This window comes from Prevotella dentasini JCM 15908 (assembly GCF_000614065.1).
In the GTDB taxonomy this organism is placed as follows: domain Bacteria; phylum Bacteroidota; class Bacteroidia; order Bacteroidales; family Bacteroidaceae; genus Prevotella; species Prevotella dentasini.
This window is the reverse complement of the sequence record NZ_BAKG01000003.1, coordinates 167,121-192,899: the sequence shown is the minus strand read 5'-3', so window position 1 is coordinate 192,899 and position 25,779 is coordinate 167,121. Positions and strand designations below refer to the sequence as shown.

The 25,779-nt window shown below is 54.2% G+C and carries 20 protein-coding genes and 4 pseudogenes; 13 read left to right on the top strand and 11 right to left on the bottom strand.

Annotated elements, in window-relative coordinates; all coding sequences use genetic code 11:
* Positions 1-247: 247 nt before the first annotated feature.
* The 6 genes and pseudogenes from JCM15908_RS02705 to JCM15908_RS11840 all read left to right on the top strand — a co-directional run bounded on the left by JCM15908_RS02705 (position 248) and on the right by JCM15908_RS11840 (position 6,271).
* Entirely contained in the window at positions 248-739 is a 492-nt protein-coding gene (locus JCM15908_RS02705; RefSeq protein WP_025002174.1) for a pyridoxamine 5'-phosphate oxidase family protein, read from the top strand.
* Between the two features lie 120 nt (positions 740-859).
* Positions 860-1,711, top strand: a complete 852-nt coding sequence (locus JCM15908_RS02700; RefSeq protein ID WP_025002173.1) for a patatin-like phospholipase family protein — start codon at positions 860-862, stop codon at positions 1,709-1,711.
* A 135-nt stretch (positions 1,712-1,846) separates the two neighbouring features.
* Positions 1,847-2,692, top strand: coding sequence for a hypothetical protein (locus JCM15908_RS02695; protein ID WP_025002172.1), 846 nt, complete (start codon positions 1,847-1,849; stop codon positions 2,690-2,692).
* Positions 2,693-3,092: 400 nt separating this feature from the next.
* Positions 3,093-3,985 (top strand): annotated as a pseudogene (locus JCM15908_RS15705) (peptidase U32 family protein); the annotation flags it as partial.
* A gap of 222 nt (positions 3,986-4,207) precedes the next feature.
* Positions 4,208-5,047: pseudogene (locus JCM15908_RS15700) on the top strand (DUF3656 domain-containing protein); the annotation flags it as partial.
* A gap of 98 nt (positions 5,048-5,145) precedes the next feature.
* Positions 5,146-6,271 (top strand): annotated as a pseudogene (locus JCM15908_RS11840) (TFIIB-type zinc ribbon-containing protein).
* A gap of 234 nt (positions 6,272-6,505) precedes the next feature.
* Here JCM15908_RS11840 and JCM15908_RS02680 read toward each other — a convergent pair.
* The 4 genes from JCM15908_RS02680 to JCM15908_RS02665 form a co-directional block, all read right to left on the bottom strand.
* The gene (locus JCM15908_RS02680; protein WP_025002171.1) at positions 6,506-7,504 is read right to left on the bottom strand and encodes a glycosyltransferase family 2 protein; all 999 of its coding nucleotides are present in this window, start codon (positions 7,502-7,504) and stop codon (positions 6,506-6,508) included.
* Positions 7,501-9,000 carry an oligosaccharide flippase family protein gene (locus tag JCM15908_RS02675; RefSeq protein WP_025002170.1) on the bottom strand — a complete coding sequence of 500 codons (1,500 nt, stop codon included), beginning with the start codon at positions 8,998-9,000 and terminating at the stop codon, positions 7,501-7,503. The genes JCM15908_RS02680 and JCM15908_RS02675 overlap by 4 nt, the downstream gene beginning before the upstream one ends.
* A 238-nt stretch (positions 9,001-9,238) precedes the next feature.
* Positions 9,239-10,600 carry a dipeptidase gene (locus JCM15908_RS02670; RefSeq protein WP_025002169.1) on the bottom strand — a complete coding sequence of 454 codons (1,362 nt, stop codon included), beginning with the start codon at positions 10,598-10,600 and terminating at the stop codon, positions 9,239-9,241.
* A 214-nt stretch (positions 10,601-10,814) separates the two neighbouring features.
* On the bottom strand, positions 10,815-11,018 hold the full coding sequence (locus JCM15908_RS02665) for a hypothetical protein (RefSeq protein WP_025002168.1): 204 nt from the start codon (positions 11,016-11,018) through the stop codon (positions 10,815-10,817).
* Between the two features lie 231 nt (positions 11,019-11,249).
* Between JCM15908_RS02665 and JCM15908_RS14880 the strand changes: the two are divergent.
* The 5 genes and pseudogenes from JCM15908_RS14880 (at position 11,250) to pyk (ending at position 17,071) form a co-directional block, all read left to right on the top strand.
* Positions 11,250-13,728 (top strand): annotated as a pseudogene (locus JCM15908_RS14880) (TonB-dependent receptor).
* A 714-nt stretch (positions 13,729-14,442) separates the two neighbouring features.
* The gene (locus tag JCM15908_RS14010) at positions 14,443-14,958 is read left to right on the top strand and encodes a hypothetical protein (RefSeq protein WP_051530744.1); all 516 of its coding nucleotides are present in this window, start codon (positions 14,443-14,445) and stop codon (positions 14,956-14,958) included.
* A 20-nt stretch (positions 14,959-14,978) separates the two neighbouring features.
* Positions 14,979-15,281 carry a hypothetical protein gene (locus JCM15908_RS14005; protein WP_051530743.1) on the top strand — a complete coding sequence of 101 codons (303 nt, stop codon included), beginning with the start codon at positions 14,979-14,981 and terminating at the stop codon, positions 15,279-15,281.
* Positions 15,271-15,600, top strand: coding sequence for a hypothetical protein (locus JCM15908_RS02645; protein WP_234396354.1), 330 nt, complete (start codon positions 15,271-15,273; stop codon positions 15,598-15,600). The genes JCM15908_RS14005 and JCM15908_RS02645 overlap by 11 nt, the downstream gene beginning before the upstream one ends.
* 22 nt (positions 15,601-15,622) lie before the next feature.
* Positions 15,623-17,071, top strand: a complete 1,449-nt coding sequence (gene pyk, locus JCM15908_RS02640; protein WP_025002165.1) for a pyruvate kinase — start codon at positions 15,623-15,625, stop codon at positions 17,069-17,071.
* A gap of 344 nt (positions 17,072-17,415) precedes the next feature.
* On the opposite strand, the gene rpiB is transcribed toward pyk, so the two are convergent.
* The 5 genes from rpiB to JCM15908_RS02610 form a co-directional block, all read right to left on the bottom strand.
* Positions 17,416-17,862 (bottom strand): ribose 5-phosphate isomerase B, encoded by a 447-nt coding sequence (gene rpiB, locus JCM15908_RS02635; protein WP_025002164.1) that lies wholly within the window; start codon positions 17,860-17,862, stop codon positions 17,416-17,418.
* Positions 17,863-17,917: 55 nt separating this feature from the next.
* Complete coding sequence (locus JCM15908_RS02630; protein ID WP_025002163.1) at positions 17,918-19,936, bottom strand: transketolase family protein; 2,019 nt, start codon at positions 19,934-19,936, stop codon at positions 17,918-17,920.
* A 200-nt stretch (positions 19,937-20,136) separates the two neighbouring features.
* A complete protein-coding gene (locus JCM15908_RS02625) occupies positions 20,137-20,814 on the bottom strand; it encodes an NUDIX hydrolase (protein ID WP_025002162.1) in 678 nt (225 codons plus the stop codon).
* 515 nt (positions 20,815-21,329) lie between these two features.
* Positions 21,330-21,953 carry an anthranilate synthase component II gene (locus JCM15908_RS02615; protein ID WP_025002160.1) on the bottom strand — a complete coding sequence of 208 codons (624 nt, stop codon included), beginning with the start codon at positions 21,951-21,953 and terminating at the stop codon, positions 21,330-21,332.
* 94 nt (positions 21,954-22,047) lie between these two features.
* The gene (locus JCM15908_RS02610; RefSeq protein WP_025002159.1) at positions 22,048-22,755 is read right to left on the bottom strand and encodes a phosphoribosylanthranilate isomerase; all 708 of its coding nucleotides are present in this window, start codon (positions 22,753-22,755) and stop codon (positions 22,048-22,050) included.
* Positions 22,756-23,037: 282 nt separating this feature from the next.
* Between JCM15908_RS02610 and JCM15908_RS15345 the strand changes: the two genes are divergently transcribed.
* Both JCM15908_RS15345 and rpe read left to right on the top strand, forming a co-directional pair.
* Positions 23,038-23,166: a hypothetical protein gene (locus JCM15908_RS15345; RefSeq protein WP_262498836.1), complete on the top strand. Its 129-nt coding sequence runs from the start codon at positions 23,038-23,040 to the stop codon at positions 23,164-23,166.
* A 5-nt stretch (positions 23,167-23,171) separates the two neighbouring features.
* Complete coding sequence (gene rpe / locus JCM15908_RS02595) at positions 23,172-23,840, top strand: ribulose-phosphate 3-epimerase (RefSeq protein ID WP_025002157.1); 669 nt, start codon at positions 23,172-23,174, stop codon at positions 23,838-23,840.
* Between the two features lie 168 nt (positions 23,841-24,008).
* Here rpe and JCM15908_RS02590 read toward each other — a convergent pair whose 3' ends face one another.
* Together JCM15908_RS02590 and JCM15908_RS02585 are read right to left on the bottom strand one after the other, a co-directional pair.
* The gene (locus JCM15908_RS02590) at positions 24,009-24,605 is read right to left on the bottom strand and encodes a sigma-70 family RNA polymerase sigma factor (RefSeq protein WP_025002156.1); all 597 of its coding nucleotides are present in this window, start codon (positions 24,603-24,605) and stop codon (positions 24,009-24,011) included.
* 154 nt (positions 24,606-24,759) lie between these two features.
* Complete coding sequence (locus JCM15908_RS02585; RefSeq protein ID WP_025002155.1) at positions 24,760-25,257, bottom strand: DUF6359 domain-containing protein; 498 nt, start codon at positions 25,255-25,257, stop codon at positions 24,760-24,762.
* Positions 25,258-25,779 lie beyond the last annotated feature (522 nt).

Here is a 25,779-nt window from a genome sequence, read left to right as displayed (position 1 = left end):
AAAAATATTTCTATACGTATAGAAATTTTCCGCTAACCGTATATAATTTTTCCGCTAACCGTATATAAATTTCACCCCCTCCAAACGGCCGTCGGAAACGGACAGGGAAGGCCGTCGGAGGCCACCGCCCGGGCTGCGTCATATTTCTCCTTTCACAATTACAATAAACTCGTGCGAATATGCGTTTTCAAGTAGCGGCCGCATCCGCCGGCCGCCAACAAGGACACGACAAATAAAAACAGAAACGATGAAATACATCAATGAGACCGTGCGCCGGCAAGACCGGCTGATGGACGAGGCGCGCGCCACCGAGCTGCTTGCCACGGCAGAGTACGGAGTATTGAGCATGGTGGCGGACGAAGGAGGGTACGGCGTTCCCGTCAACTTCGTCTGGGACGGCAAGGACAGCGTCTACATCCACTGTGCGCCCGAAGGCCGGAAGCTGCGCGCACTGGAAAAGAACCCCAAGGTGTCGCTCTGCGTCATCGGCAACGTCCGCCTGCTGCCGCGGAACTTCACGACCGAATACGAGAGTGCCCTCTTCTTCGGCGAAGCACGCCTCCGGCTCAGCGACGAAGAGAAGATGGCGGCACTCCGCCTGCTCATCGGCAAGCTGTCGGCAGACTACAGGGAGATTGGCGACAAATACGCCCACAAGAGCTTCCACCGCACGGAGGTCATCCGGATAGACATCAGCGAGTTCAGCGGAAAGCGCAAGAAGGTGCACGTGCCCGACTGAGCAGGAATCCCTGCACCGCCTGCCCTGCTGACGGACACAGGCGGCACGGACGCCGGCAAGCCGCTACGGGCAGACAGAACAAGACAAAACAAATCTCCCACCCCACGAAAAAAAGATTCTATGAAGAAAGGATTAGTACTGGAAGGCGGTGCACTGCGCGGCCTCTTCTCCGCCGGCGTAACCGACGTACTGGCAGAGGCCGGCATCGAGTTCGACGGAATGGTCGGAGTCTCGGCAGGAGCTGCCTTCGGCTGCAACGTGAAGTCGCGGCAGCCCGGACGCGCACTGCGCTACAGCCAACGCCTCGCCCACGACTGGAGATACTGCTCGCTGCGCTCGCTCCTGACCACGGGCGACATCTTCGGGGCCGAATACGCCTACCACTATATGCCCCGCCACATCGACATCTTCGACGAACGGGCCTTCGAGGAAAACCCGATGGAGTTCTGGGCCGTTTGCACCGACGTTGGCTCGGGGCGCGCCCACTATCAGCGTCTCAACCGCGTCGACGACGAATGTCTTGAGTATATCCGCGCCTCCGCCTCAATGCCGCTCGTCTCGCGCATCGTGCGCATCAACGGGAAGAAGCTCCTCGACGGCGGCGTTGCCGACTCCATACCGCTCAAGTTCTTCCAACGGCAGGGCTACGGGCGCAATCTCGTCGTGCTCACCCAGCCCGACGGCTACCGCAAGGAGCCGAACCGCCTCATGCCCCTGATGCGCCTGTCGCTCCGCCACCACCCGAAGATGATACGCGCCATTGCCAACCGCCACCTGATGTATAACGCACAGCTCGACTATGTACGGCAGCAGGAGCGCGAGGGCAACACGCTCGTCATCCGTCCCGACGCCAAGCTGCCCATCAGCCACATCTCCCACGACCCCGAAGAGATGCAGCGCACCTACGACGCAGGCGTGGCGGTAGCCAAGAGGCAGATAGACAAGATACGCAGCTTCCTCGGCAGGGAATAGAAGGCCGGCGCCCTCACCCGGCCCGGCAGCCTGACCGCCCGACGGGAGCCGTCAGCCTCCCACGAAGAAAGAATAAAGTCTAATTTGTATTAATTTCTTTGGCAGTTGGCAGAGGAACTGCTATATTTGCACAATATGAGAAGAATCATCCTATTAGCTACCACCATAGCCCTGTCGCTCACCGCATACGCACAGAGCGGCAACGGCACGGAGAGGAAGGACACCGCCCGCGTCCAGCCCATCGAATCAGCACGCCTGCAAGGACCGAGAGAGGCGACCGAGACCGAGAAAGCCTACGCCCGGCAACTGGCAGAAGAGCGCGAGCAGCAGGAACAGATAGACCGGAATCTTCCGCTCGTGGACACGAACGCGCAGACGCTCACCGCCAACGACGCCTGCTATCCCTACTGGAACTACGGTTGGGGATGGGACACGTGGCGGCTGCACAAGGGACTGAACGTCAACGTGGGCGCATCGGTCTTCGCCAACTTCGGCGACGGATGGGGACACGGCGCAGGCTTCGCGCAGGACGTGTCGCTCATGTACGTCAGCAACCTCTCCAAGAAAGCCACGCTCGCGGTAGGCGGCTATCTGAACAACACCATCTACAGCGGCGACAACTACACTACCGCAGGCATCAACGTTCTCTTCGGCTATCGGTTCGACGAGCACTGGAGCGCATACGCCTTTGTGCAGAAAGCCTTCGTGTCCGACAATTACAGCCGCCTTTACTACGACGGGTACGGCCCTTGGGGCTATGCAGGCTACGGAATGGGCTTCGGCGGATGGGGCTACGGTCCGATGGCGTTCGGCTACGGTGCCAATCCCACCCGGTATATGGACCGAATCGGCGGCGGCGTTACCTACCAGTGGGGCAAGGACAACCAGAACTCGCTCAACATACAGGTTGAGTTCGACCATGTACCCAGCCAGCACGACGGCTTCTACAACAACCGGCGGTACGACTATCCCGTAAGATAACGAATCCCGAAAGCAACAGACCTGACAAGCAACCGCCACTGCCTGTCAGGTTTTTTCTTTATTCCGTTCTTTCACAAGTTCTCCACGCAGGGAGCGAAATGCCCTTACGCACACTGCGCCTTCCCATAACGCAGGGAGCGAAATGCCCTTACGCACGCTGCGTCTTCCCACAACGCAGGTGTCAAAACAGGCGTTCAGCACCCGGCTTTCCTCCCTGCTCATCCGCCATATAAAGCATTTTATATTCATAGTGTTTGCCTAATCTGACGTAAATCACTATCTTTGTGCTTGAATTACAGCTGCCGACGGCAGCGGCGGACACTCGCAGAGGATTAGATACGCCCAGCAACACCTGTCTCCCTGCATCCGAAAGAACAACCCGTTAACATCCAACGCCCGAATGAGCACTCCATCAACACGCGGCACCTCTCGCCCAACACCCATAGAACTCCTCGCCCCGGCCAAGAACCTCGAATGTGGAATAGCCGCCATCGACCATGGTGCCGACGCCGTCTATATCGGTGCAGCCAAGTTCGGGGCGCGGCAGTCTGCCGGAAACAGCGTCGCAGACATCCATACGCTCTGCGACTACGCCCATCGGTTCGGTGCGAAAGTCCACGTTACGGTCAATACGATTATCTACGACGACGAGATGGACGACATGCTCCGGCTCGTCAGGGAACTGGAAGAGGCAGGGGCCGATGCCCTCCTGATTCAGGACATGGGACTTCTGCAGCAGTGCCGCGAGACGCTCCGCACGAAGATGGCACTCCATGCCAGCACGCAGTGCGACACGCGCAGTGCGGAGAAGGTGCGGTGGCTTCGCTCGCTCGGATTCGACCGCGTGGTGCTGGCGCGCGAGCTTTCGGCAGAGGAGATAGCCGCAATACACCGCGAAGTCCCCGACGTGGAGATTGAAGCTTCGTGCACGGTGCGCTCTGCGTCAGCTACAGCGGCGTCTGCTACGTGTCGCAGCACTGCTTCGGACGCTCTGCCAACCGTGGGGCCTGTGCGCAATTCTGCCGCATGGCGTTCGACCTGAAAGACTCCGACGGCAAGGTAATCGAACGGCAACGACATCTGCTCTCGCTGAAGGACATGAGCCAGATTGACCATCTGGAAACGCTGATGCGGTCGGGAGCATGCGCCTTCAAGATAGAAGGGCGGCTGAAAGACATCAACTACGTGAAGAATGTCGTCTCGGCCTACAGCCAACGGCTGAACAAAATCATAGCGCAACATCCCGGCGAGTTCTGCCGGGCTTCGCTGGGAAAGGTTTCATACACGTTTACGCCCGACCTCAACAAGACCTTCAACCGCGGCTACACGAACTACTTCCTCAACGGCAGGCAGCCCGACATCTTCTCGCCCGATACGCCCAAAGCCTTGGGCGAGTTTGTAGGCAGGGTGAAGGAACTGCGCCACGACTCGTTCAACGTGGCAGGTACGGCATCCTTTGCCAATGGCGACGGACTTTGCTTCATCAACAGGGACAACGGCGAGCAGAAAGAAGCCCTTGAAGGATTCCGCGTCAACCGTGCCGTGGGCAACCGCCTCTATCCGTACAAGATGCCGCACGGGCTGAAGCCGGGAATGGCCCTCTACCGCAATCAGGACCAAGCGTTCGACAAGGAGCTGAACGGAAAGACGGCCGACCGCCGTATTCCCGTCAGCCTGCGCTTCTCGCTCACTCCCGACGGCTTTGCCCTTGGCCTCTCGCTCCCGACAGACAAGACTTCCGAAGCCATCGCGACGGTCGTCTTCGACCATCAGCCGGCACAAAAGCCGCAGCGCGACAACATTGTCCGCCAGCTGTCCAAGCTCGGCACGACAATCTACGACTGCGAAAGCGTGGAGATAGAAGACGGTGCCGACCGCTGCTTCGTACCGAGCAGCGTGCTTGCCGAGCTTCGCCGGACAGCCGTCGAGAAGTTCGACGCCCAACAAGCCGTACGGAAGGCTGCCGACCGCCGTGCAGCCGTCCCGCGTGCCACAGCCAGCGAAGGAGGAAGGGCATCGGGGCAGTCCGGCCTCACGATTGCTAATCCGCCGCAATACGGAAAGTTCCCCTACCTTTACAATATCTCCAACCATGCCGCCCGCGCCTTCTACGAACGGCAGGGGATGCAGGACACAAGCCCTGCCTACGAATGTGAGACCACCCACGGCGACGACGCGCTGCTGATGCAGTGCCGGCATTGCATCCGCTTCTCGCTCGGCTACTGCACAAGACGGGGCGGACGCAAGCCTGCATGGCGCGAGCCGCTCTATCTAGAGCTGGGCGACAAACGCCGTTTCAGGCTTGAGTTCGACTGCAAGGACTGCCAGATGAACGTCATCGCCTGCCAGCCGTAATTCAAAGTCCATTACTATTAATTGAGACGACGCCCCGTCCGGTGTCCCCAGACACCGCTGCGGAATAAATAAAGTTCAAACAAAAAAGCCCCACGACAATGAAGACCAACGGACATAAGCGACAGCTGCCTCTGCAGACAGCCACGGCTGCCCTGCCCCTTCTGGCTTTCTGCCTCTCGCTGCTATTACTGACAGGCTGCTATCACAAGAAGACTCCGTCCTACTTCCACCTCCCCGACAGTATTCAGGAGGCACAGATAACCAGCCGCATCAAGGCAAACGGCGACTCGATAAGGCAGCATGGAGAAGCTGACGGACAAGGCGACTGGCAACGGTCTGCCAACCGCACCGACTCGTTCGCCTTCCGCGTGAAGCACCATTATTCGCAGGGATTCAACTTCATCGTCCGTTCCGACTCGCTGATGCTGCTCCGCCAGCAGCCCGAGGAGGCGGTCAACAAGATGGAAACCGACTCGTTCGCCGTCATGCAGGGCAAATCGCTCGTCGTTGCGACATCCGTATTCTTCCGAACGACAAGACCGACTCCGTCTGGGTGCACATCGCCACCGAGGACTATACCTTCGGATGGATTCACGAGAGCCGGCTGCTGAAGCAGGTAGACCCCGACGACCCCATATCGCAGTTCATCTCGCTGTTCTCCAACATGCACCTGCTCATCTTCCTCATCGTCATCTCGCTCATTGCCGTAAGCTACCTGATGCGGAAGATACTCAAGCAGAACGCCCGGATAGTGCACTTCAACGACATCAACTCCTTCTATCCCACCCTCCTTGCCGTCATCGTGGCAGCCTCGGCCACGTTCTACGCCAGCATACAGCTCTTCGCCCCCGAGACGTGGCGCGAGTTCTACTTCCACCCCTCGCTCAACCCCTTCTCCCAGCCGGTGCTGCTGAACATCTTCCTCGTGCTTGTCTGGGCCATGCTCATTATTGCCATCGCCGCCTTCGACGACGTGCGCCGCTGCTCAAGTCGGGCGACGCCATGCTCTACCTCTGCGGACTGGCGGCCGTCTGTGCGGTCAACTACATCGTCTTCTCCGTCCTTACCTTATATTATATAGGCTACCTGCTCCTCGTGGCATACATCGTCTATGCAGTCCGCATATTCCTCCGCCGGAACATTGACACCTACATCTGCGGCAAATGCGGTGCGAGAATCCACCGAAAAGGACGCTGCCCGCACTGCGGCACGCTCAACGAATAAAGCCAAGGGAACAGAGGGACGACAAGACAAGCAAAAACATTCATCCGCACGCTCCGGCAGATTTTTGGACAAAATACCTGAGCTTTTCGGAGAAAGCTCTAAAGCTACTAAAAGAAAGCTCCCGACCATTCAAAAAAAAGTTGGCGAACAATTTGCAAAAAGTTCGCGAACTTTTTGCGAAAAGTTGGCGAACTTTTTGAAATATGCTCATTTGCCGGTTTCAACAACCTGATTTTATCCGGTTTTTCCGATACCCTGTCTTTTCAGAATCCTGCGCAGAAAGAAATACGCCTCTTCCTGCACCCGGAACAGAAACCACGAGAAACGCAAAGGCATGTATCCGAACTTATGGATGCTGCCCCGACGGTCGAGCCGCCCGGTCTCCATAGTCTTCCATACACGGTGCAGCTCCCCCAGTCCGTATGCCGCCCCGGACGGAGAAAGCTCCCTGCGGTGCGTGAAATAGAAATAGTAACGGTCTATCAGATAGAGCCAGCGCATGTTCTCGTAGAGATTCAGTATATCTTCCGGGACATTCAGCTGCTGCAATTCGCGCTTCATCCTCTCGTTCGCCTTCAGATAGTCGAAGCGGCGGACATCTACCCTGTGCGTTACCGACTGGCTGTTCTGCCAGTAATAGTAGATTCCGCCACAGCACCGCACCTCGCGCGAATTGAGATAGTGGAGCCGGGTAACGTTCTCGTCGCCATACACCCCGCCCTCAGCGTCGTAGGGAAACTTCCTGTGGATGGAGGCCCTGACGGCATAGACGCCATGAATACTCCAGTCCAGACTCCGCACGAAGGCATCCCGGCCCGGCAATACGGCAAAAGATTCCATCGGATACTCCCTCTCCTTCTTGTCCTCAACCTCTATCACCCGGAAGAGGACACAGTCCGTCTCGGGACTGGCAGCAAAGACCTCCGCCATCCGCTCCACAGCGTCGGAGGCAAGCCAGTCGTCGCTGTCCACGAAGGCAATCACTTCGCCCTCCGCACGCTTCAGCCCCTCGTTGCGCGCCCGGCCCGGCCCGACGTTCCCGTCCAGCCCTATCACCTCGATACGCCCGTCGCGGAGCGCATAGTCGCGGAGCACCGACAGCGAACCGTCCGTACTGCAATCGTCTATGCAGACAATCTGCAAATCGCCGTAAGTCTGGGTCAGAAGACTATCCAAGCACCGTGGCAAAGTATCGGCAGCATTATAGACTGCAACAAGAATGGTTACCTTCATCTGTTTCCCCGGAATAGCTTTATTATCCGCTGCCTGATAGATTCGCTCAACTGCGTCCTGCGCTTCAAGGCAGACACCGACAGCGAGAGGCTCGCCATGAACAGGACACCGCCCAGCAGCCAGTAGGCCACGCGCGACTCCACTCCCGTACACAGAAACGACAGCACACCGATGGCAACATGGCCCAAGGCATACGACAGCACCGACCTTGAAGGATGGTAGCCGTACTTCCATCCTGCATAGCCATAGTTGCACAGCCATGTGAGGAAGCCTGCCACGAGAATACCGACGCCCGTGCCGTCCAGCCCGTACCTGTCGTAGCAGAAGACGACGGCGGCGACAAGCAGGATGTCGTACACCATCTCCATCAGCAGATACGACTTGGAATCGCCCCGGGCCAAGGGAATATACTCCACGGGCAGCTTGAGCGCACGGAAGTACATGACGAGGATGATGAAGCGCATCATGCCCATGGCCGGATTGAACTTTCCGCTATACAGGAGCGGCAGCAGAACGGGAAGCCCCACCATGAACGCTACCAGCAGCGGCGATACCAAAAGCAGCATTACCTCTATCTGGCGGTTCACCATCGTATTGAACGTAGTCCCCAGCTGCGCCACCCCGGAAAGACGGGGGAAATAATCGGTCTCCATGGCTGAGAAGACCATCCCCACGTAGGTCATGGTCATCATAAAGCCGGCATTATACAGCCCGACCGTCTCCGTACACGAGACGCTGTTCAGGTAGGTCCGTATGAGAAAGTCGGCACCCGACCCGAGCACGCCCGCAATCACGAACGCCGTTCCCAGCCTCACCATTCCCAGTCCCTCACGGAACAGGGTCTTGTGCGACTTCAGGTTGAACGGAAAGATACGGTAGGAACAGACAATGACAAGAAGCATCTGCACCAACGCCATCAGGAAAAGCGACGGGACGATGCCTGCATCGCCGAAGAAATAATAGATGGGGACGGAGATGACAAGGGCTGCCAGCAGGTTATACACCGTCACCGCAGCCAGATGCCGCAGCCTGCGCGCACCCTTCAGTATGGCAAGCTCTCCGCCCGTAATGGCCATCATGCCAACAATGGGCGAAAGAAGGATAAAGTGCAGCAGATGCCCCGACCACGAAAAGGTATAATGGTTGAACAGCGGACTCAGCACCACGCAGAGAACCGTGCCCAACGCCGCCGCCAACAGGCTCCAGTAGCGTATGAGCGCGACGGCACGCTCTATCTTTCCGCTGTCGCTCTGCTCAAACGCCTCCGATATGTGCCTCACGCCGCTCATGGAGATGCCGAAATTGGTAGAGTCGGAAACAAACTTGATGGTAGAGTTGAACAAAGACACAAGCCCCATGCCCTGAGGCCCGAGGATGACGGCTATCAGCTTGTTGCGCACAATACCGACAAGGATGCCCACCCCCTGCACACCGCCAAAAAGCCCGGTATACTTGAGGATATGCGAATAGCTGTCGGTACGCGTTGTCTTTCTCATACTTTACCAAAACGTATATTGATGCTTTTTATTTTACAACAGACTGATTTATTTACATGCCCTGCGAAAGTTTATCCCTATTCCCGTCAACGGGGCACACAGGCGGAACAGACACAGAAAGGGAGCATCGCCCACCCTGCTTCCATATCGCCTCCGACGATACCGGCAGAACGGCCGATGCTCCGTTACTTTCATTGTGGTGCAGGAGAATACTTTCTGCACCGTCCTTGCAGCTCTCCTACAACTTATCGTACTCCTCATGGAAGTGTGCCACCGCCTCTATTCCCTTCCAGAGCATGTCGAGCGGAATATTCTCGTTCGGAGAATGGATGGCGTTCGACTCCAGACCGAAGCCCATCAGTACGGTCTTCACGCCCAGTACGCGCTCAAAGGCAGAGATGATGGGGATGCTTCCTCCGCGGCGAACGGGCAGCGGACGCTTGCCGAAGACTTTCTCGAATCCCTTCTCGGCAGCCTTGTAGGCAGGCAGGTCTATCGGGCAGACATAGCCCTCGCCGCCATGAAGCGGTTGAATGTTGATTTTCACGCTGCGCGGGGCAACACGGTTGAAATAGTCTGCCACGAGCTGCCCTATCTTCTCGTGGTTCTGATGAGGAACGAGTCTGCACGAGAGCTTGGCGTACGCCTTCGACGGAATAACCGTCTTCGAGCCTTCGCCCGTGTAGCCGCCCCATATACCGCACACGTCGAAGCTGGGACGGAACCCGTTGCGCTCTATCGTGCTGTAGCCTTCCTCGCCGAAAAGTTCGTCCACGTCGAGCGATGCCTTATAGCGGGTTTCGTCGAATGGGATTTCCGCAACCAGTCTGCGCTCCTCGGGCGATATTTCCTCCACATCGTCATAGAAGCCGGGAATACGAATCTTCCCGTCTTCGCCCGTAACGTCGGCTATCAGCTTACAGAGTACGTTGATGGGATTGGCCACCGCACCGCCGAAATGCCCGGAATGGAGGTCGTGGTTCGGACCCGTTACCTCTATCTGCCAGTAGGCCAGACCGCGCAGTCCGGTAGTAAGCGACGGCAGGTCGGCAGAGAGCATGCTCGTATCCGAAACGAGGATGACATCACACTTCAGCAGTTCCTTGTTGGCCGCACAGAACTGCGTCAGCGAGGGCGAGCCTATCTCTTCCTCGCCTTCGAGTATGAACTTGACATTATGGCGGAGCTTCCCCTGTCCGGCGACATACTCAAACGCTTTGGCCTGAATGAACGACTGGCCCTTGTCGTCGTCCGCGCCGCGTGCCCAGATATGTCCGTCACGTATTTCCGGCTCGAAAGGCTCGCTCTTCCAAAGCTCGAATGGCTCTGCCGGCATCACGTCGTAGTGGCCGTAGACGAGCACGGTCTTTGCAGCCGGGTCTACTATCTTCTCGGCATAGACGACGGGATTGCCCTCGGTAGGCATTATCTCCACACGGTCTACGCCTGCCTCGGCAAGCAGTTCCGACCAACGACGGGCACACCGCTGCATGTCGTCCTTGTGCAGTTCGGGCTGTGCGCTCACACTCGGAATACGGATGAGGCTATACAGCTCCTCGAGCATCCGCTCCTGATTCTTCTTTATAAATTCCTGTATCATAATATTAAGTTGGGTTGAAAGTTTTGTCTCGTTGTATAGGCCGACCGATTGCCGGTACAGAGCATCTGCGGGAAAGAGTGTTAAACACTGACAGGGAAAGGTGTTAAACACCTATTACGCAAGATAAATTATATTCCAAAGTCGATACTCCGTACCTCCGAAGACCGCAACGAAGCAGCTCCACCGCAAGGTACTGAACACCTTTTCCACTCGCTTACAGCAAAGTCAGCCCGAACTCCGTCAGTACATCGGCTACGTCGGAAGGCTCGTTGAAGAGCATGCCCTCCTCCAACTGCTCGTCCGAAAGCTGTGCCAGCAGTTCCTGTGCCGCCTCTTCGCCCATCAACGGCTCCCCTTTGACATTTCTGCGGTTGAGGAGTTCCGACAATATTTCCTGTTTATAGTCTGCTAATTCCATAGGCTTCCTTTCTTTAACCGTTTGCGTCTTCCCCTCTTCCCCCAGACGGAGGCAACGGGAAGCGGTTTAGGTCGGTAAAGATACAATATATTTTTGAAATAAAAGGGATTATTGCGCCTTTTTCGCCATTTCATCATAAATAAGGATTGCCCCTTAAATAAATTCTCAGTACCTTTGCAACAGCAACCTGAACATTAAGAAATAATATATCCGCAAGCGATGAAACATTACATGACATATCTGGGCAGTCTGCTGCTCTCCCTTACGGCAGTCAGTGCATCGGCTTTTCCCGACGACGTCCCTGCCGACTCGTCGAAGGTCTGCGACATTGACGAAGTCGTCGTGATAGACCAACCCAAGGAAGCCTACCGCCTCCGGCAGCAGCCCCTGAGCAGCTACTCGTTCGACGCTGCCACCCTGAAGCAGCTGAACGTGCAGGACATCCGGCAGCTCTCGGCCTTCGTCCCCTCCTTCTCCATGCCCGAGTACGGCAGCCGCTACACGTCGGCCATGTATATCCGCGGCATTGGCTCGCGCGTCAATGCGCCCACGGTCGGCATCTATGTCGACAACATGCCCTTGCAGAGCAAGAGTGCCTTCAATTTCCAAACCTACGACATCGACCGCATGGATGTTCTTCACGGTCCGCAGGGAACGCTCTATGGCGTGAATACCGAGGGCGGACTCATCCGCCTGTACAGCAAGAATCCATTCAGCTATCAGGGCACTGACCTCCGCCTTTCCTTAGGTACGAAGCTATGGAGAAAGGCCGAAGCAAGCCACTACGCGAAACTAAGCGACAAGGCCGCCTACTCGCTCGCTGTCTTCTACGACGGCCAGAACGGCTTCTTCCGAAACCAATACAATGGCGGACATGCCGACCTCTTCAACGAGTTCGGCGGAAAGGGGAGGCTGCTTTGGCGGCCCTCCAACCGCTGGAACTTCGACTTCATGGCCGACTACCAGTACGTCCGCCAGAACGGATTCCCCTACGGGCAAATCGTCAGTGCCGGAGAGATAGCCGCTGCACCCCTCACCTCGCCCCTCTACGGGCTGAAGGCAGGCACGCAGCGGCCCAGTCAGAACCGCCAGAGCAACTACCGCCGCAATATGCTCAACACGGGTGTAGGCATCAGGTACGCAGGCAACGGATTCGACATCAACTCCATGACGACATGGCAGTTCCTCAAGGATTACATGCTGATGGACATTGACTATCTTCCGCAAGACTATCTGCACGTCGTCCAGCGTCAGCATCAGAACTCGCTGACCGAAGAACTCTCCATCAAGAGCCGCAACGACAGCCCTTGGCACTGGACGTTCGGCCTCTTCGGTTCCTACCAATGGGCAAAGAACAATACGCCCGTCTACTTTGGAAAGGAAATGAACGGCTATCTCTCCAAGACCATCACCGACTTCGCTACAATGGCATGCTCAACGCCATGGCACGGACGATGGCAGAAGGACTCATAGCCAAGGGGATGGATGCCGGACAGGCAATGGCTACGGCACGCGCAACCATGGCCGGAGCGATTGCAGCGGCAGGAGGATGCCGCATTGATATGGAGATGAACCGATTCCGGGGCTTTTCCGTACCCCTGCCTTCAATGCAGGAGTCTACCACGAGAGCAACATCAACCTGACTCCCCGGCTGACCGCTACCCTCGGCCTGCGCTACGACTATTCGCACGTTGCCATCGACTATGCCACATCGGTACGGGTTCAGATGCAGGAAGACGTCATGGGCGTAAAGCTCAGCCCGGTCGTAACCTCCTCCCTGTCCCACCGCGAGAGCGACCACTTCGGGCAGCTGCTTCCCAAAGTCGCACTAACCTACCGCCTCAATAACGGCAGCAACGTATATGCCGTATGGTCCAAGGGCTACCGTGCAGGCGGATATAACTTCCAGATGTTCTCCGACATCTTGCAGGCCGAAGTGCGCAATGCCTCCAACAGGCTGATGGCAGACCTTGACATCCAGCACGACGATGCCGCCTACGAGAACATACGCAAGACCATTACCTACAAGCCGGAAACCAGCTGGAACTACGAAATAGGCTCGCACCTCAACCTGCTCGGCGGACAGATGCACCTCGACTTGTCTGCCTACTACATGCAGATTCGCAACCAGCAGCTCTCCGTCATGGCAGGCAACTACGGATTCGGACGCATGATGACCAATGCCGGACGCAGCCACTCCACAGGCATGGAGGCTACCCTGCGAGGCGGAGCACTCGACAGCCGGCTCTCATACGCCCTCGGCTATGGATTCACCAGTGCACGGTTCGACGAATATACCGACGCTACTCCCGAAGGAACCGTCAGCTACGACGACAAGCGCGTGCCCTTCGTGCCGCAGCATACCCTTTCCGCCAATGCCGACTACCGAATAGACGTTGACCCGGCCGCACTGCCCGACCCCTCCCACCGCTTCCATCTGCGCAGCGTCATGGTAGGACTGAACCTCTCCGCACGGGGCAATACCTACTGGGACGAGGCCAATACCATCAGTCAGAACTTCTACGCCACCCTTGGCGCGCATGCCGATGCCGACTTCGGCCCACTGCACGTAAACCTCTGGATACGCAACCTGACCGATACAAAGTACAATACGTTTGCCGTGCAGAGTGCTGCCACGGGTATGAAATACACCTTCGGACAACTGGGCAATCCCTTCCAGATGGGGGTAGACTTCGCATATCATTTCTAAACCACATATATTATACTGTTAAGAATTGCACGAAACCGCACTGCTCCGTTGAGGAGTGGCGCGGTTTTCCATTGACAGACGGCAAGTCAAGAACGCCCGTAGCCCTACTCCCCTTTACGGCTTTACCGCTCCTTCATCGGCCGACAAGAATACATACCCTGCACCATTAATCACAGCCGCAGCCCTGTCCATAGAAACCATCCGCAACATCCGTTTTCTAAACGCTCCGTTCTCTCCTCGCGAAAGGGACACTTTCGTGCAATGAAAACGACACTTTCGCCGGGCGAAAGTGCCGTTTTCGTCATGCGAAAGGTGCTTGCAGCTTTATCCGTTTGGATGTCCTTGATTGTCAGCTGTTTATGTTTTGCTTTTTCTTGGCCTTGTTTATGATGATGGTCTCAGGCTTATTGGCAGAATTTTCTTTACACAATGATGAGGCCTTCCCCTGTCGGCAGCATTTTTTCCCGAGCATCAGGGACTGTTTGTAGACGGAGAATAAGAAGATGTTTTTTGTGTTCCGATGGTTCGTCCTCGTCCACGGGAGCTGCTGACCGAACCGTATGAGGGCACTTGGGGGGAGACCTCTTGCCATGAGTTCCTTGTCTGCTCGTGTCGGCAGGCCATACCGGGATTTTCGGACAAACAATAAAAGAGGGGTGGAACTTCGGTAATATTGCCTAAAATATTTCCTGTTCCCAAAGAAAAAACTTAATTTTGCAGAATATACAGCTGTTTCCGGCAATTGCGCCAAAGGTTTTTGTTGCGGTGGCAGCGGCTAAGACAGACGAAGAGACGGCAGTCATGGAGTATCGGGTTACTTGCAATCATTGTAGGGGGAGATTTCAAATAGAATCCGGCGATAGGGAGCAGATGCGCTGCACATGTCCCTATTGCTCGCAGTCGCTGTTGGTCAGGCTGCCCCGCCGGCCTGTTGTCGTGTCCCAGCAGGCAGGCTCTTCCGAGCCGCATCCGACAGCCCGGCCACTCCCTGAGAAGCCGGGCGGTATGGCAAGGATGCTCGTTGCGGTATTGGGGGTTGTGCTGTTGGGGGGCGGTGCCGTTGCCGGCTTCGTCTGCTGGCAGCACCATGAGACGGAAGAAGCGGCTCTGGAGCAACGTCAGCGGAAAGCCCACCGCGACTCCGTAGCCCGTCTGCAACAGGCTCTACGAAACAAGGCCATTGCCGAGCTCAGGCCCGACGCCGGCAGGAGTCTACTTGCAGGTTTATAGAGTCTTTCTACAGAAAGGCGGTGCTGGCCGGAGGCGACCCTACCTTTTATGGGCAGTATCTGACGGACAATTGTCGGGTGCGCCTCTTCGGTGCTCCTGTGTTGGACGAACGCTACGAAGCTATTCAGAGAGTAGCATGGTGGGAAACTTTCGGAAGCCTTTCTGCCTCTCCCGACCTCTCGGTCCTCGCAGCAAATCTCCGCGTCTGGCCCGACCACGACGACTGGTACAGGGTACGGCTCTCGCAGGATGGCGTAACAGAATTCAAGTTGGTAAAGGTCGTGTATACGGACGGAAGTTTCCTGATAGACGATGTGGAATAGAAAATCAAGTCAGATGCAGTTTCAGATTACTTGTAAACATTGTGGCAAACCTTTCGGCATAGAGGCGCAGCAGGGACAGACGGTCAGATGTAACTGCCCGTTCTGCGGTCAGTCTGCGGTGGTGGCTACCCCCATGGCAGAGGTTTCGGAACGGCAGGATGCTCCTCTTGATGTCCGACGGCAGCCGGCAGTGCAGTCTGCAAGGCCGGATGGTTGGTCTTTGGGCAGGAAGGTAACGGTCGTGTTCATTGTAGTGCTCTTCTCCCTCATCGCTCTTTCTGCCTTCCTGTACATAATATTCTCCGCCATGTCCAATTAAGTTAAATATCAAACACACAAATATGAAACAGACCAAAATCGTATGCTCTATCAGCGACCGCCGCTGTGATGTAGACTTCCTCCGCAAGCTGTTCTTTGCCGGAATGAATGTAGTGCGCATGAATACGGCTCATGCCACACCCGATGGCATCCGTCAGATTATTCGCAATACGCGTGCCGTGTCTTCCCATTTGGCCTTGCTCATCGACACAAAGGGACCGGAAGTGAGGACGACAGGGGTAGACGAACCTATCAGCTATAAGACGGGCGATATGGTGAAGATATTTGGCCGCCCGGAGGTAGAGTCATCCCACGATATCGTAAACGTCTCTTACCCTGACATTGCACGGGATGTAAAGGTCGGCGACAATATACTTTTCGACGATGGCGCGCTCGGTATGAAGGTGTTGGAAAACGATGGTCCGATGTTGGTGGCACAGGTACAGAACGACGGAGAACTGGGCTCGCACAAGAGCGTGAACGTCCCGGGCGAGCATATTGACCTTCCTGCCCTGACAGAGAAAGATAAGGCGAACATTCTCCTTGCCATTGAGGAGGATATAGACTTCATTGCCCATTCGTTCGTGCGGTCGGCTGCCGATGTGATGGAGGTACAGAAGATTCTCGACGAGCACGGCTCGGACATCAAGATTATCTCCAAGATAGAGAATCAGGAGGGCGTTGACAATATCGACGAGATTATTGATGCCTCCTATGGCATCATGGTTGCGCGTGGCGACTTGGGTATTGAGGTACCTATCGAGCAGATTCCGGGTATTCAGCGCAGCATAATTCAGAAGTGCATTGCCAAGAAGAAGCCGGTTATCGTGGCGACGCAAATGCTCCACACGATGATTAGCAATCCGCGTCCTACCCGTGCAGAGGTAACTGATATAGCCAATGCCATTTACAGCCATACCGACGCGCTGATGCTCAGTGGAGAGACGGCGAGCGGAAAATATCCCTTGGAGGCGGTGCAGACGATGGCCCGTATTGCCGAACAGGCAGAGCAGGATGCCCATAAGCACGGTTTTATGGCTATGCCGTTGAGCAATCGCAGCGACCAACGCGAGTTTTTGGCAAAGAGTGCCATTGAGTCGACGGAGGTATTGGGCGTGAAGGGTATCATCACCGATAGTTCTACTGGACAGACGGCACGCAATCTGGCAGCCTTCCGCGGCCCTAACCCAGTGCTGGCTATCTGCTACAGGGAAAAGGTGCAGCGTTGGCTGAACCTCAGCTATGGCATTATTCCCATCTATCAGCAGCAGCACAAGTCGAGCCAGTATATGTTTAATGCAGCCTTGCGCATGTTACGGCAGAAGGGATATATCAGCCTTGACGACAAGATTGCCTATCTTTCAGGTTCATTTGGTGTTGGCGGTGGCACGAGTTTTCTTGAAATCAACGAGGTTCGTAAGGTATTCGATAAAGATTACCAGTTCCATCTGCCCGACGGGTCGGTAGAATAGCAGGAAGGAAGTTTGAGATACGGGAGACTGAAGTTTGAGACCGGCAGTGCAATTGTCCGTCGAATCGGTCTTCGGCACTGCTCTCGTATGATTTGTTCGGGCTTGAGCGATTTGTGTCTGTAAGCAGATAGCCGTATGATGATTGCCCAATGGGGTTGACTTCTTTCAGGTTCAGGCAAATCGGACAATTTCCTGCAAATGCTTTTCTTTGGCGTTGAGCGTCTGAATGGTCATGGCAGGGCCTGCCGGTTCTCAAAGGCTATGAAGCAATTCAGGGCACCTCCCGTTGGGAAGTGCCCTGTTTTGTTGTTTTTTACTTAGGTTAGTGCAATGAAAGACGGTTGTTATTCGCCCCCCAGTGCAATCTTCTTGACACGGCGTTCGTGGCGGCCGCCCTCAAAACTTGCCTTGAAGAACTCATCCAAAATCTTTTCTGCGGTCTTGTTGTCGATGAACCGGCCCGGCAAAACAAGCACATTGGCATCGTTGTGCTGTCGGATTAATTCGGCTATGTCCTTGTTCCAAGCCAGTCCTGCACGTACACCCTGATGCTTGTTCAGCGTCATTGCCATGCCTTCACCGCTGCCGCAGACAGCTATACCCGGATAAACCTCACCGGCTTCAACGGCTTCTGCCAATGGGTGTGCGTAGTCGGGATAGTCGCAACTGAGGTCGCTGTTGCAGCCAAAGTCCTTTACAGGATAGTTATGCTCTTCGAGATACTGGATAACGAACTGCTTCAATGGGAAGCCTGCGTGGTCGCAAGCAACACCTACTGTCTTAATTTCCATAAGCGTTTAGGTTTTATGAATCCTGTAGCAGCAAAGCTACAGGATTCCGGTTAAATTATTTAGCTATAAACTCTGTTACTTGTTTGCGAACGTTTTCCGCCGTAAAGCCGAGTTTCTCGTCCAATACTTTGTAAGGCGCAGAGAAACCGAAGCTGGACATGCCGAATACTTTGCCGTCGGCACCTACCAGTCCTTCAAGCGTAACGGGGAGTCCGGCAGTGAGTCCGAACTTCTTTGCAGCCTTGGGAAGAATACTTTCCTGATACTCTGCTGACTGGCGACGGAAGAGTCCTTCGGAAGGAACGCTGACTACGCGAACCTTGTAGCCATCCTGACGGAGAAGCTCTGCTCCCTCAACACAGGTAGACACTTCCGATCCGCTGGCAATAAGGATAACGTCAAAGTCTTCGTCCGAACCCTTCACGATATATGCTCCCTTACGTACCTGTTCGTAGTCGGTTCCTTCGGGGAGGCTCTTTATAGCCTGACGAGAGAAGATAAGGGCTGTCGGGGTGTCCATGTTCTCCATGGCCATCTGCCAGCATACCGTGGCAGCCTCGCTGTCGGCAGGGCGGAATACGCGCACGGAGTCCTGTCCGGCATGATTTTGCAACTTCTCCATAAGGCGTATCTGCGCCTCCTGCTCTACAGGCTCGTGTGTCGGCCCGTCCTCTCCAACGCGGAAGGCATCGTGACTCCATACGAATTTGACGGGAGTCCGCATCAGCGCTGCCATACGGACGGCAGGTTTCATGTAGTCGGAGAAGACGAAGAATGTGCCCATTGCCGTGATGACACCACCGTGCAGCATCATGCCGATGCACATGCAGGCCATTGCAAGTTCGCTGACTCCTGCCTGAAAGAAGGCACCTGAAAAGTCGTCGCGCGTCAGTGAATGGGTCTTATTGAGGAATCCGTCTGTCTTGTCGGAGTTGCTGAGGTCAGCGGAAGACACTATCATGTTAGGAACCTGCTCTGCCAAGAGTCCGAGACAGGCTGCCGAAGCGTTTCTTGTAGGCGCATCGCGTTTCTGCTCCAAGCCGCTCCAGTCTATCTTCGGGGCTTCCCCAGAGAACCACTGCCTCATCTGCCCGGCCTTTTCCGGGTTGTTTGCGGCCCATTCTGCCTCTTCCTTGTGGCGTTGTGCCACTATCTTGCGCAGTTCGGCATTGCGTTCGTCGTACATCTTCTGTACTTCGGGGAATATCTGGAACGGGTCTTCAGGATTGCCGCCAAGATTCTTTATCGTGTTGGCATAGGCATCGCCGCCAAGCGGTGCACCATGAGTCTTTATGCTGTGTTCGTAGCTGCTGCCATCGGCCTGTCTGGCCCCCTTGCCCATAACGGTGTTGCCGATAATCAGCGTAGGCCGGCTCTTTTCATCATTGGCCTGCTTGAGAGCCTCGCGGATGGCATCGGGGTCATTGCCATCAATGGTTATGACGTTCCATCCCCAAGACTTGTACTTCATGGCCGTATCTTCGTTCATAACGGCACCGCACTCCGTGGAGAGCTGAATGTCGTTTGAATCGTAGAACATGATGAGATTGTTGAGGCCGAGCGTGCCTGCCAGTCTGCCGACCTCGGCACTGATGCCTTCCTGTACGCCGCCGTCCGAGATGTAGGCGTAAATCTTGTGTTGCATCATGGTACTACCCAAGCGTGCTTCGAGGAACTTTTCAGCAACCGCCGCACCTGCTGCATAGGCGTGTCCCTGTCCGAGAGGGCCTGAAGAGTTTTCTATTCCGTGCTTGATGTCGCGTTCGGGATGTCCCGGAGTGATAGAACCCCACTGGCGGAACTGCCTGATGTCATCGATAGTGAATTTTCCCTGTAGCGTCAATGCGGAATAGAGCATTGGCGACATGTGTCCGGGGTCGAGGTAAAAGCGGTCTCTTCCCGTCCATTCTGGTTGGTCTGGGTCATATACGAGGAACTCGGAAAAAAGCACATTAATAAAGTCTGCTCCGCCCATAGCTCCACCGGGATGTCCCGATTTCGCTTTTTCTACCATCGATGCAGCAAGTATTCGGATATTGTCTGCCGCGCGGTTCATAAGCAATTTGTCGTTCATATTATAGATAGGATTTGTTTTTAATTGTTGCAAATATAGCTAATAATTAGCAGAAAGCAAAATAAAATGGAGACAATTTTCAAAAGATTTATAATCTACCGTGTTGTTGTTTCCTGCCGCTTCTTTTTCTTCTCCCTATTCAAGGCCGTAGTTTGGTATTGGGACACCCGGCTTTGTGGAGCGTGGGGAGTATCTTTTGGTCAGAGCTTGAAGACGGGTGCTATCCGATATGCCTTCAGATTGAATCGGAAAAGTGCCGCTCCGCGTTTACTGCAAGTCTTGTCTATCAGTTCGGTCTTCTCAATATATTCTATCTGCTTGATACGCTTGCGGAAGTTGCGCTTGTCTATTTTCTCGCCTAATACGGCTTCATGAACATGTTGCAGCTGGGTGAGAGTGAAGAGGTCGGGAAGAAGCCGGAAGCTGACAGGTTCGCTCGTGATTTGCTTTCTGAGCAGGATGAGTGCCTTGTCTACCATTTCGGCATGGTCGCCGTAGAGCGGGGGAAGCTGGTCGAGGCTTGCCCATTGCAGTTCAAACTGCTGTAGGAGACTCTCATCGTAGTCGCTTACGTTGATGAGGGCATAGTAGGCAACGGTGATGACGCGGTCGCCGGGGTCGCGGTCTACCTTTCCGAAGGCTCCCACCTGCTGTATGAAGGTCTTGCTGATGCCGGTACACTCGAGCAATACGCGGTTGGCGGCGTCTTTCAGATTCTCGTTGTGCCGGACGAATCCGCCATAGAGCGACCATTCTCCTGCTCCCGGCTCAACTTTTCTGCGCCCGATGAGAAGTTTCAGCTGATTGTCTTCAAATCCAAAGACTATGCAGTCAACAGAGACCAATATCCGCTCTGCCTCCTGATAATATTTTGTCATGTGGCTTATTTTTTAAGTTTCTGTGCCGTAAAATTACTATTTTATTTTCAAAGAAGCAGTAATTTTTCCAATAATTTATTGTATTCATCTTATATTTTTGTGTTCTTCGCCATCTGGCAGGCCTATATGGTGGCATCATCCACCGGCGAACGGCAGGTTCTGTCTTTGCATTTTGCCTGTTATATATAAAAAGGTGTGTGGGTATGGAAACGCTCTTCCTGCCATTTTTCAGAAAGTCTGATAGTTTTATTTGGTCATGCCCGCCTTTCGGCAGAGCAGCACATGTGGTCTTGATATGATAGCACGAATACAGAGGATGGAGATTGCTGATAGTCAGAAGGATAGAGACGGTGAAACGAAAATGCCGCTTTCGCACTGCGAACAAGCCCGTTTCGCGATGCGAAAACGGCACTTTGACATTACGAAAACGGCGTTTTCATTTTACCATTGTAAGCCGTTAATAATCTGATATTTACAAGCCCATCCCTCTATAGGATGATTTCCTGCCGCACATATCACTCTTCCAGCCAGTTGACTATTATCTTCTTTCCCATCGGGGTCAGCACGCTCTCGGGATGAAACTGGATGCCGTGGATAGCGAACTGGCGGTGGCGAAGAGCCATTATATTGCCTTCCGCGCTCTCGGCAGTGATTTCCAAGCAGTCGGGAAATCCCTCTCTCGAGACTGCCCAACTATGATAGCGTCCCATCGTGAGCCGGCCGGGAAGTCCACGGAAGATAGGGTCGTCGGCCACTATGCGCCCTTCGGTCGTCATTCCATGATAGACCTCGGAAAGATTCACCAACTTTCCGCCAAAGACCTCTGCTATGGCCTGATGCCCCAGACACACGCCCAGTATGGGCTTCAGCCCGGCATACCGCCTGATGACGTCGGACAGCAGTCCGGCCTCCGAGGGTACACCCGGTCCGGGACTGAGAATGACTTTGTCGAACGGTTCCAACTGAGAAAGCGCGAACTGGTCGTTGGCATACACCGCAGCATCGGCACCCGCCTCGCGCACCAAGTGGGCCAGATTGTACGTAAAGGAATCGTAATTGTCTATAATGACACAGTTTGTCCGTCTGTGCCTCTGTTTTCCTTCGTAGGAAAAAGCTCTTGTATCTGCCTCTTTATTCATAGGATTCTATCTTCAAGGTTACAGCCCCTTCCCTACCCGTTCGGAACATGGAAGAGGCACACGCCTGTGGCTTCGTGCCGGTGTGCGTGCATTGTCAGTATGCCGGCTGCTTGCGCAAGGCCTGCACGAATGGGACGAGCGTTTCCAAATTCTTGACCGCCGGTCCGACCTCGAAACCGGCGTTTACGTCTACTCCCACGAACCGGGGATGGGAAAGCGAGCGGATGGCCTCCGCATCTTCCGGACCGATACTGCCACCGAGAAGAAACGGCACATCCCCCTCATAGGCTTCGAGAAGACGCCAGTCCGCCGCCTCGCGGCTATCCAGCGTCGCCGATGCCTTGACCTCAAAAAGGAAATAGTCTGCATGGCCTGTGTATTCCCTGCATTTCGCCAAGTCGGCTTCCGACGACAGGGGCAGCGTCTTCACTATCAGGATGCCGGGACGGATGTCGGGGTCAAGCGTCCGGCGCAGGTTATCAATCATCACGCCACTTTCCGACCCATTCAGCTGAACCATGTCAAGACTGTAATTGACCACCCTCGTTATGATATTCTGCGGCATGTCGTCTGCAAAAACGCCACACATCCTGACTTTTCCACACAAAGCGTCTTGTTCCTCACCCGGTTTCAATATCTTGCCGAAGCAGCCATAGTCGGGTATAATGCCTGCCCGGGAGGAGACTTGCCGCACAAAGCGGGGACTGCCGGGGCGGAAATCAAGCCCCAGCCAGTCTATTCCGAGCTGCGCAACGTCGCGGATGTTGTCGGCTTCACGCATGCCACATACCTTTATTATCATAGTTTCTATAAATCTTTATATGCTTATCGGGTAATATTCTTTTCATACTCCATGATTCCGCACTATGGTTTCAGAAGCAGAGTTCCAGTCCCTGAACCATTGGAAACAATACCCTCAAAGGCCCTTTTGTACCGGCAAAGTTAATGAAAAATCGGCAGTCTATGCGGAGTTTACGGGTTTAATTATACAAAATAAAGGAAAACATTTTCAAGCAAAACATAATAATACTACGTTTAAGGCGTTCTTAGCATATAAAAACTCTCTAATAAAAGTATATAGCCTATGATGCAACTATTTACCCCCGAAGAACTGAATCCTTCTGAAAAGACACTCCGCCTTATCAGACAGATTGCTTACACCTATCGTGCCATACAGATAAATGGCAAAACAGAAACCTATTGCCTGAACTAACCAATATGGAAACAATTATTTCCCCCTCACTTCTCTCTGCCGACTTCCTGCATCTGGACCGCGACATAGAGATGATTAACAACAGCGAGGCCGACTGGATTCACATGGACATCATGGACGGCGTCTTCGTACCTAACATTTCATTCGGCTTCCCCGTACTCAAGGCCGTGGGAAAGGCTTGCAAGAAGCCAATGGACGTACACTACATGATAGTGCATCCCGAGAACTACATTCAGCAGACTGCCGATGCCGGTGCCGCGCTGATGAGTGTCCACTACGAGACCTGCCCCCACCTGCACCGCACGGTACAGCAAATCCACCAGACAGGAATGAAGGCCGGCGTCGTCCTCAACCCTTCTACGCCTGTCAGCGTACTGGAAGACATCATCTGCGACGTAGAAGTCGTACTGCTGATGAGCGTCAACCCCGGTTTCGGCGGACAGAGCTTCATCGAGGGTACTATTAATAAGGTAAAGCGGCTACGTGAGCTGATAGCACGGGAAGGCAGCCATGCCATCATCGAAATAGACGGTGGAGTCCAAGACGAGACCGCACCGCGCCTTGTCAATGCCGGTGCCAATGCACTCGTAAGCGGCAGCTATGTCTTCAAGCAGAAAGACCCGATTGCCACCATCCACGACCTGAAGATACTGAGACCGCAAAATCAATTATAACATACCGAAAAAGAATACAGGAACAAACACCCTGCTTGTCTGTCAGATATATGAAAGCTGGCAGGCCGGCAGGGTGTCTGTCCCTATACCTTAGTAAATATTTTATTGCCGATACGGGCATTACCGCCTACCCGTCAGCTTGCGCCAAGACAAGAACGGGAGCTGCTCTTACATCAGCTGCAGGGTTACGTTATTCTCGCGAACCATTCTCCGCATATTCAGAATGGCGTAGCGCATGCGTCCAAGGCTCGTATTGATGCTGACACCTGTCGTCTCTGCTATTTCCTTAAAGGACATTTCCTGATAGTAGCGCATGAAGACCACCTCGCGCTGCGGTGCCGGCAGGAGGTTCATCATCTTCTTGATGTCATTCAGGGTCTGTACGTTTACAAACTGGTTCTCTATGTTTCCTATCGCCAGCTCGCTGCCGGCAATGTTGGACAGGTCGTTCTCCCGGGGGCCGTCGGTCAGCTTCTCGGCACGCTGCGCCCTGTACCAGTCCATTATCACGTTATGGGCAATACGCATGAGCCACGCGCCGAACTTGCCGCTCGGTGCATATTTTCCCTGCTGCAACTTGGTGATGGCCTTTACGAACGTCTCCTGAAAGATGTCATCAGCCACATCGCGGTCGCGAACCACAAAGAGAATATAGGAAAAGAGTTTGGTCTGATTGTGTAGCAACAATAGATCGAAAGCCCTGTTGTCCCCATTAATATAAGATAAGGCCAACTCTTCGTCGGTCATCTCATTCAGATTCTTCATTCCTTAAAGTTTTAATTATGAAGTAATGCTGTTTCGATAGGCTTATTGTTACTACTTGAATAATATATGTAAACGGATTGCAAATATAGTTACTTTAATTGTTTTGACCAAATTTTCGGCACAAAAATATAACAAAACGCTTATTTTCCCGTTATCAGTCGAACCATCCGTAATCTATAATATCCTCCTTCATTCCCCATATACCGAGGTATGTCCGCCTCATTCCGTAGAAGCAGGCTATCCTGCCATAGTTTTCGGGGACACGGCGCAGGCTGAAAATCTCTTTCAGCTCCTTATTGTGCAGCTGTATGGCTATCACTTTCTCCGGATCGGTCTCGCCGGGAGTGTCGGCCAGCAGGATGGCGGCATCATACGAGAATGGCGGTTCCCACTCCGCGCGGCTTATGCTCCTTGCGCAGGCACCGACAATATATCCCCCTACCCAGACCGGACCGTCTAACTGACTGGCTTCCATAAATTCCGGGACCGACAGCAACTGAGCCTCATCATCATCTTCCCCGTCGGCAAATACTGAGTCGCAGCCGGACGAAGGCTCCTCCCCTGCAAGCGTTTCCAGCTCCGCCTTCTCGCAGCCTCCGAAGAATAACATAACCGACAAGCCCAACAGAAACAGAACAAAGATATTTTTCATACGGCAAAAGTTTTTGCAAAAATAGCAAATAATAAGGAGATTGTCAAACTTTTCAGAAGTAACTGTCAAGCTTTTGTGTTGTAACTATCAAGCTTTTCAGAGACAATTATCAAGCTTTTCAGAGACAACTGTCAACCTTTTCAGAGACAATTATCAACCTTTTCAGAATCAAAGGACACACAGATGCAGAACATACGCCCCATTCCGGCGTCATCGGCCGAGCCTGCCGCAGCCGTATCCCTGCACGGCACCGCCCGAGATCATCCAACCGACAAAAAGAGGTTGGTGCAGGATGCTACCAACCTCGGGGAAGATTTAGAAAAATCCAAATCATAAAAAACACATAGGCAAATATAGGAGAAATATTACAAAACGCCAAATATATACCGTGCAAAAACGAGGAATTAACATTGTAGGCGCGCACAGGGGACGCCATGACGCTGCCTGCCGAATATTCGGGCACGCCCAACCCTTAAAATAAACAGACAAAACATTTGCGTTACCAAATAAAAGCCGTATATT

Excerpts from the sequence above, each read along its gene's own strand:
- JCM15908_RS02680 (WP_025002171.1), bottom strand. The coding sequence starts at position 7,504 with ATGAAGGTAACCATTCTTGTTGCAGTCTATAATGCTGCCGATACTTTG.
- JCM15908_RS02610 (WP_025002159.1), bottom strand. The coding sequence starts at position 22,755 with ATGATAATAAAGGTATGTGGCATGCGTGAAGCCGACAACATCCGCGAC.
- JCM15908_RS02700 (WP_025002173.1), top strand. The coding sequence starts at position 860 with ATGAAGAAAGGATTAGTACTGGAAGGCGGTGCACTGCGCGGCCTCTTC.
- JCM15908_RS02615 (WP_025002160.1), bottom strand. The coding sequence starts at position 21,953 with ATGAATAAAGAGGCAGATACAAGAGCTTTTTCCTACGAAGGAAAACAG.
- JCM15908_RS02585 (WP_025002155.1), bottom strand. The coding sequence starts at position 25,257 with ATGAAAAATATCTTTGTTCTGTTTCTGTTGGGCTTGTCGGTTATGTTA.
- JCM15908_RS02665 (WP_025002168.1), bottom strand. The coding sequence starts at position 11,018 with ATGGAATTAGCAGACTATAAACAGGAAATATTGTCGGAACTCCTCAAC.
- JCM15908_RS02590 (WP_025002156.1), bottom strand. The coding sequence starts at position 24,605 with ATGAAGAATCTGAATGAGATGACCGACGAAGAGTTGGCCTTATCTTAT.
- JCM15908_RS02670 (WP_025002169.1), bottom strand. The coding sequence starts at position 10,600 with ATGATACAGGAATTTATAAAGAAGAATCAGGAGCGGATGCTCGAGGAG.
- rpe (WP_025002157.1), top strand. The coding sequence starts at position 23,172 with ATGGAAACAATTATTTCCCCCTCACTTCTCTCTGCCGACTTCCTGCAT.
- JCM15908_RS02675 (WP_025002170.1), bottom strand. The coding sequence starts at position 9,000 with ATGAGAAAGACAACGCGTACCGACAGCTATTCGCATATCCTCAAGTAT.
- JCM15908_RS02705 (WP_025002174.1), top strand. The coding sequence starts at position 248 with ATGAAATACATCAATGAGACCGTGCGCCGGCAAGACCGGCTGATGGAC.
- JCM15908_RS02625 (WP_025002162.1), bottom strand. The coding sequence starts at position 20,814 with ATGACAAAATATTATCAGGAGGCAGAGCGGATATTGGTCTCTGTTGAC.
- JCM15908_RS02630 (WP_025002163.1), bottom strand. The coding sequence starts at position 19,936 with ATGAACGACAAATTGCTTATGAACCGCGCGGCAGACAATATCCGAATA.
- JCM15908_RS02695 (WP_025002172.1), top strand. The coding sequence starts at position 1,847 with ATGAGAAGAATCATCCTATTAGCTACCACCATAGCCCTGTCGCTCACC.
- pyk (WP_025002165.1), top strand. The coding sequence starts at position 15,623 with ATGAAACAGACCAAAATCGTATGCTCTATCAGCGACCGCCGCTGTGAT.
- JCM15908_RS15345 (WP_262498836.1), top strand. The coding sequence starts at position 23,038 with ATGATGCAACTATTTACCCCCGAAGAACTGAATCCTTCTGAAAAGACA.
- rpiB (WP_025002164.1), bottom strand. The coding sequence starts at position 17,862 with ATGGAAATTAAGACAGTAGGTGTTGCTTGCGACCACGCAGGCTTCCCA.
- JCM15908_RS02645 (WP_234396354.1), top strand. The coding sequence starts at position 15,271 with ATGTGGAATAGAAAATCAAGTCAGATGCAGTTTCAGATTACTTGTAAA.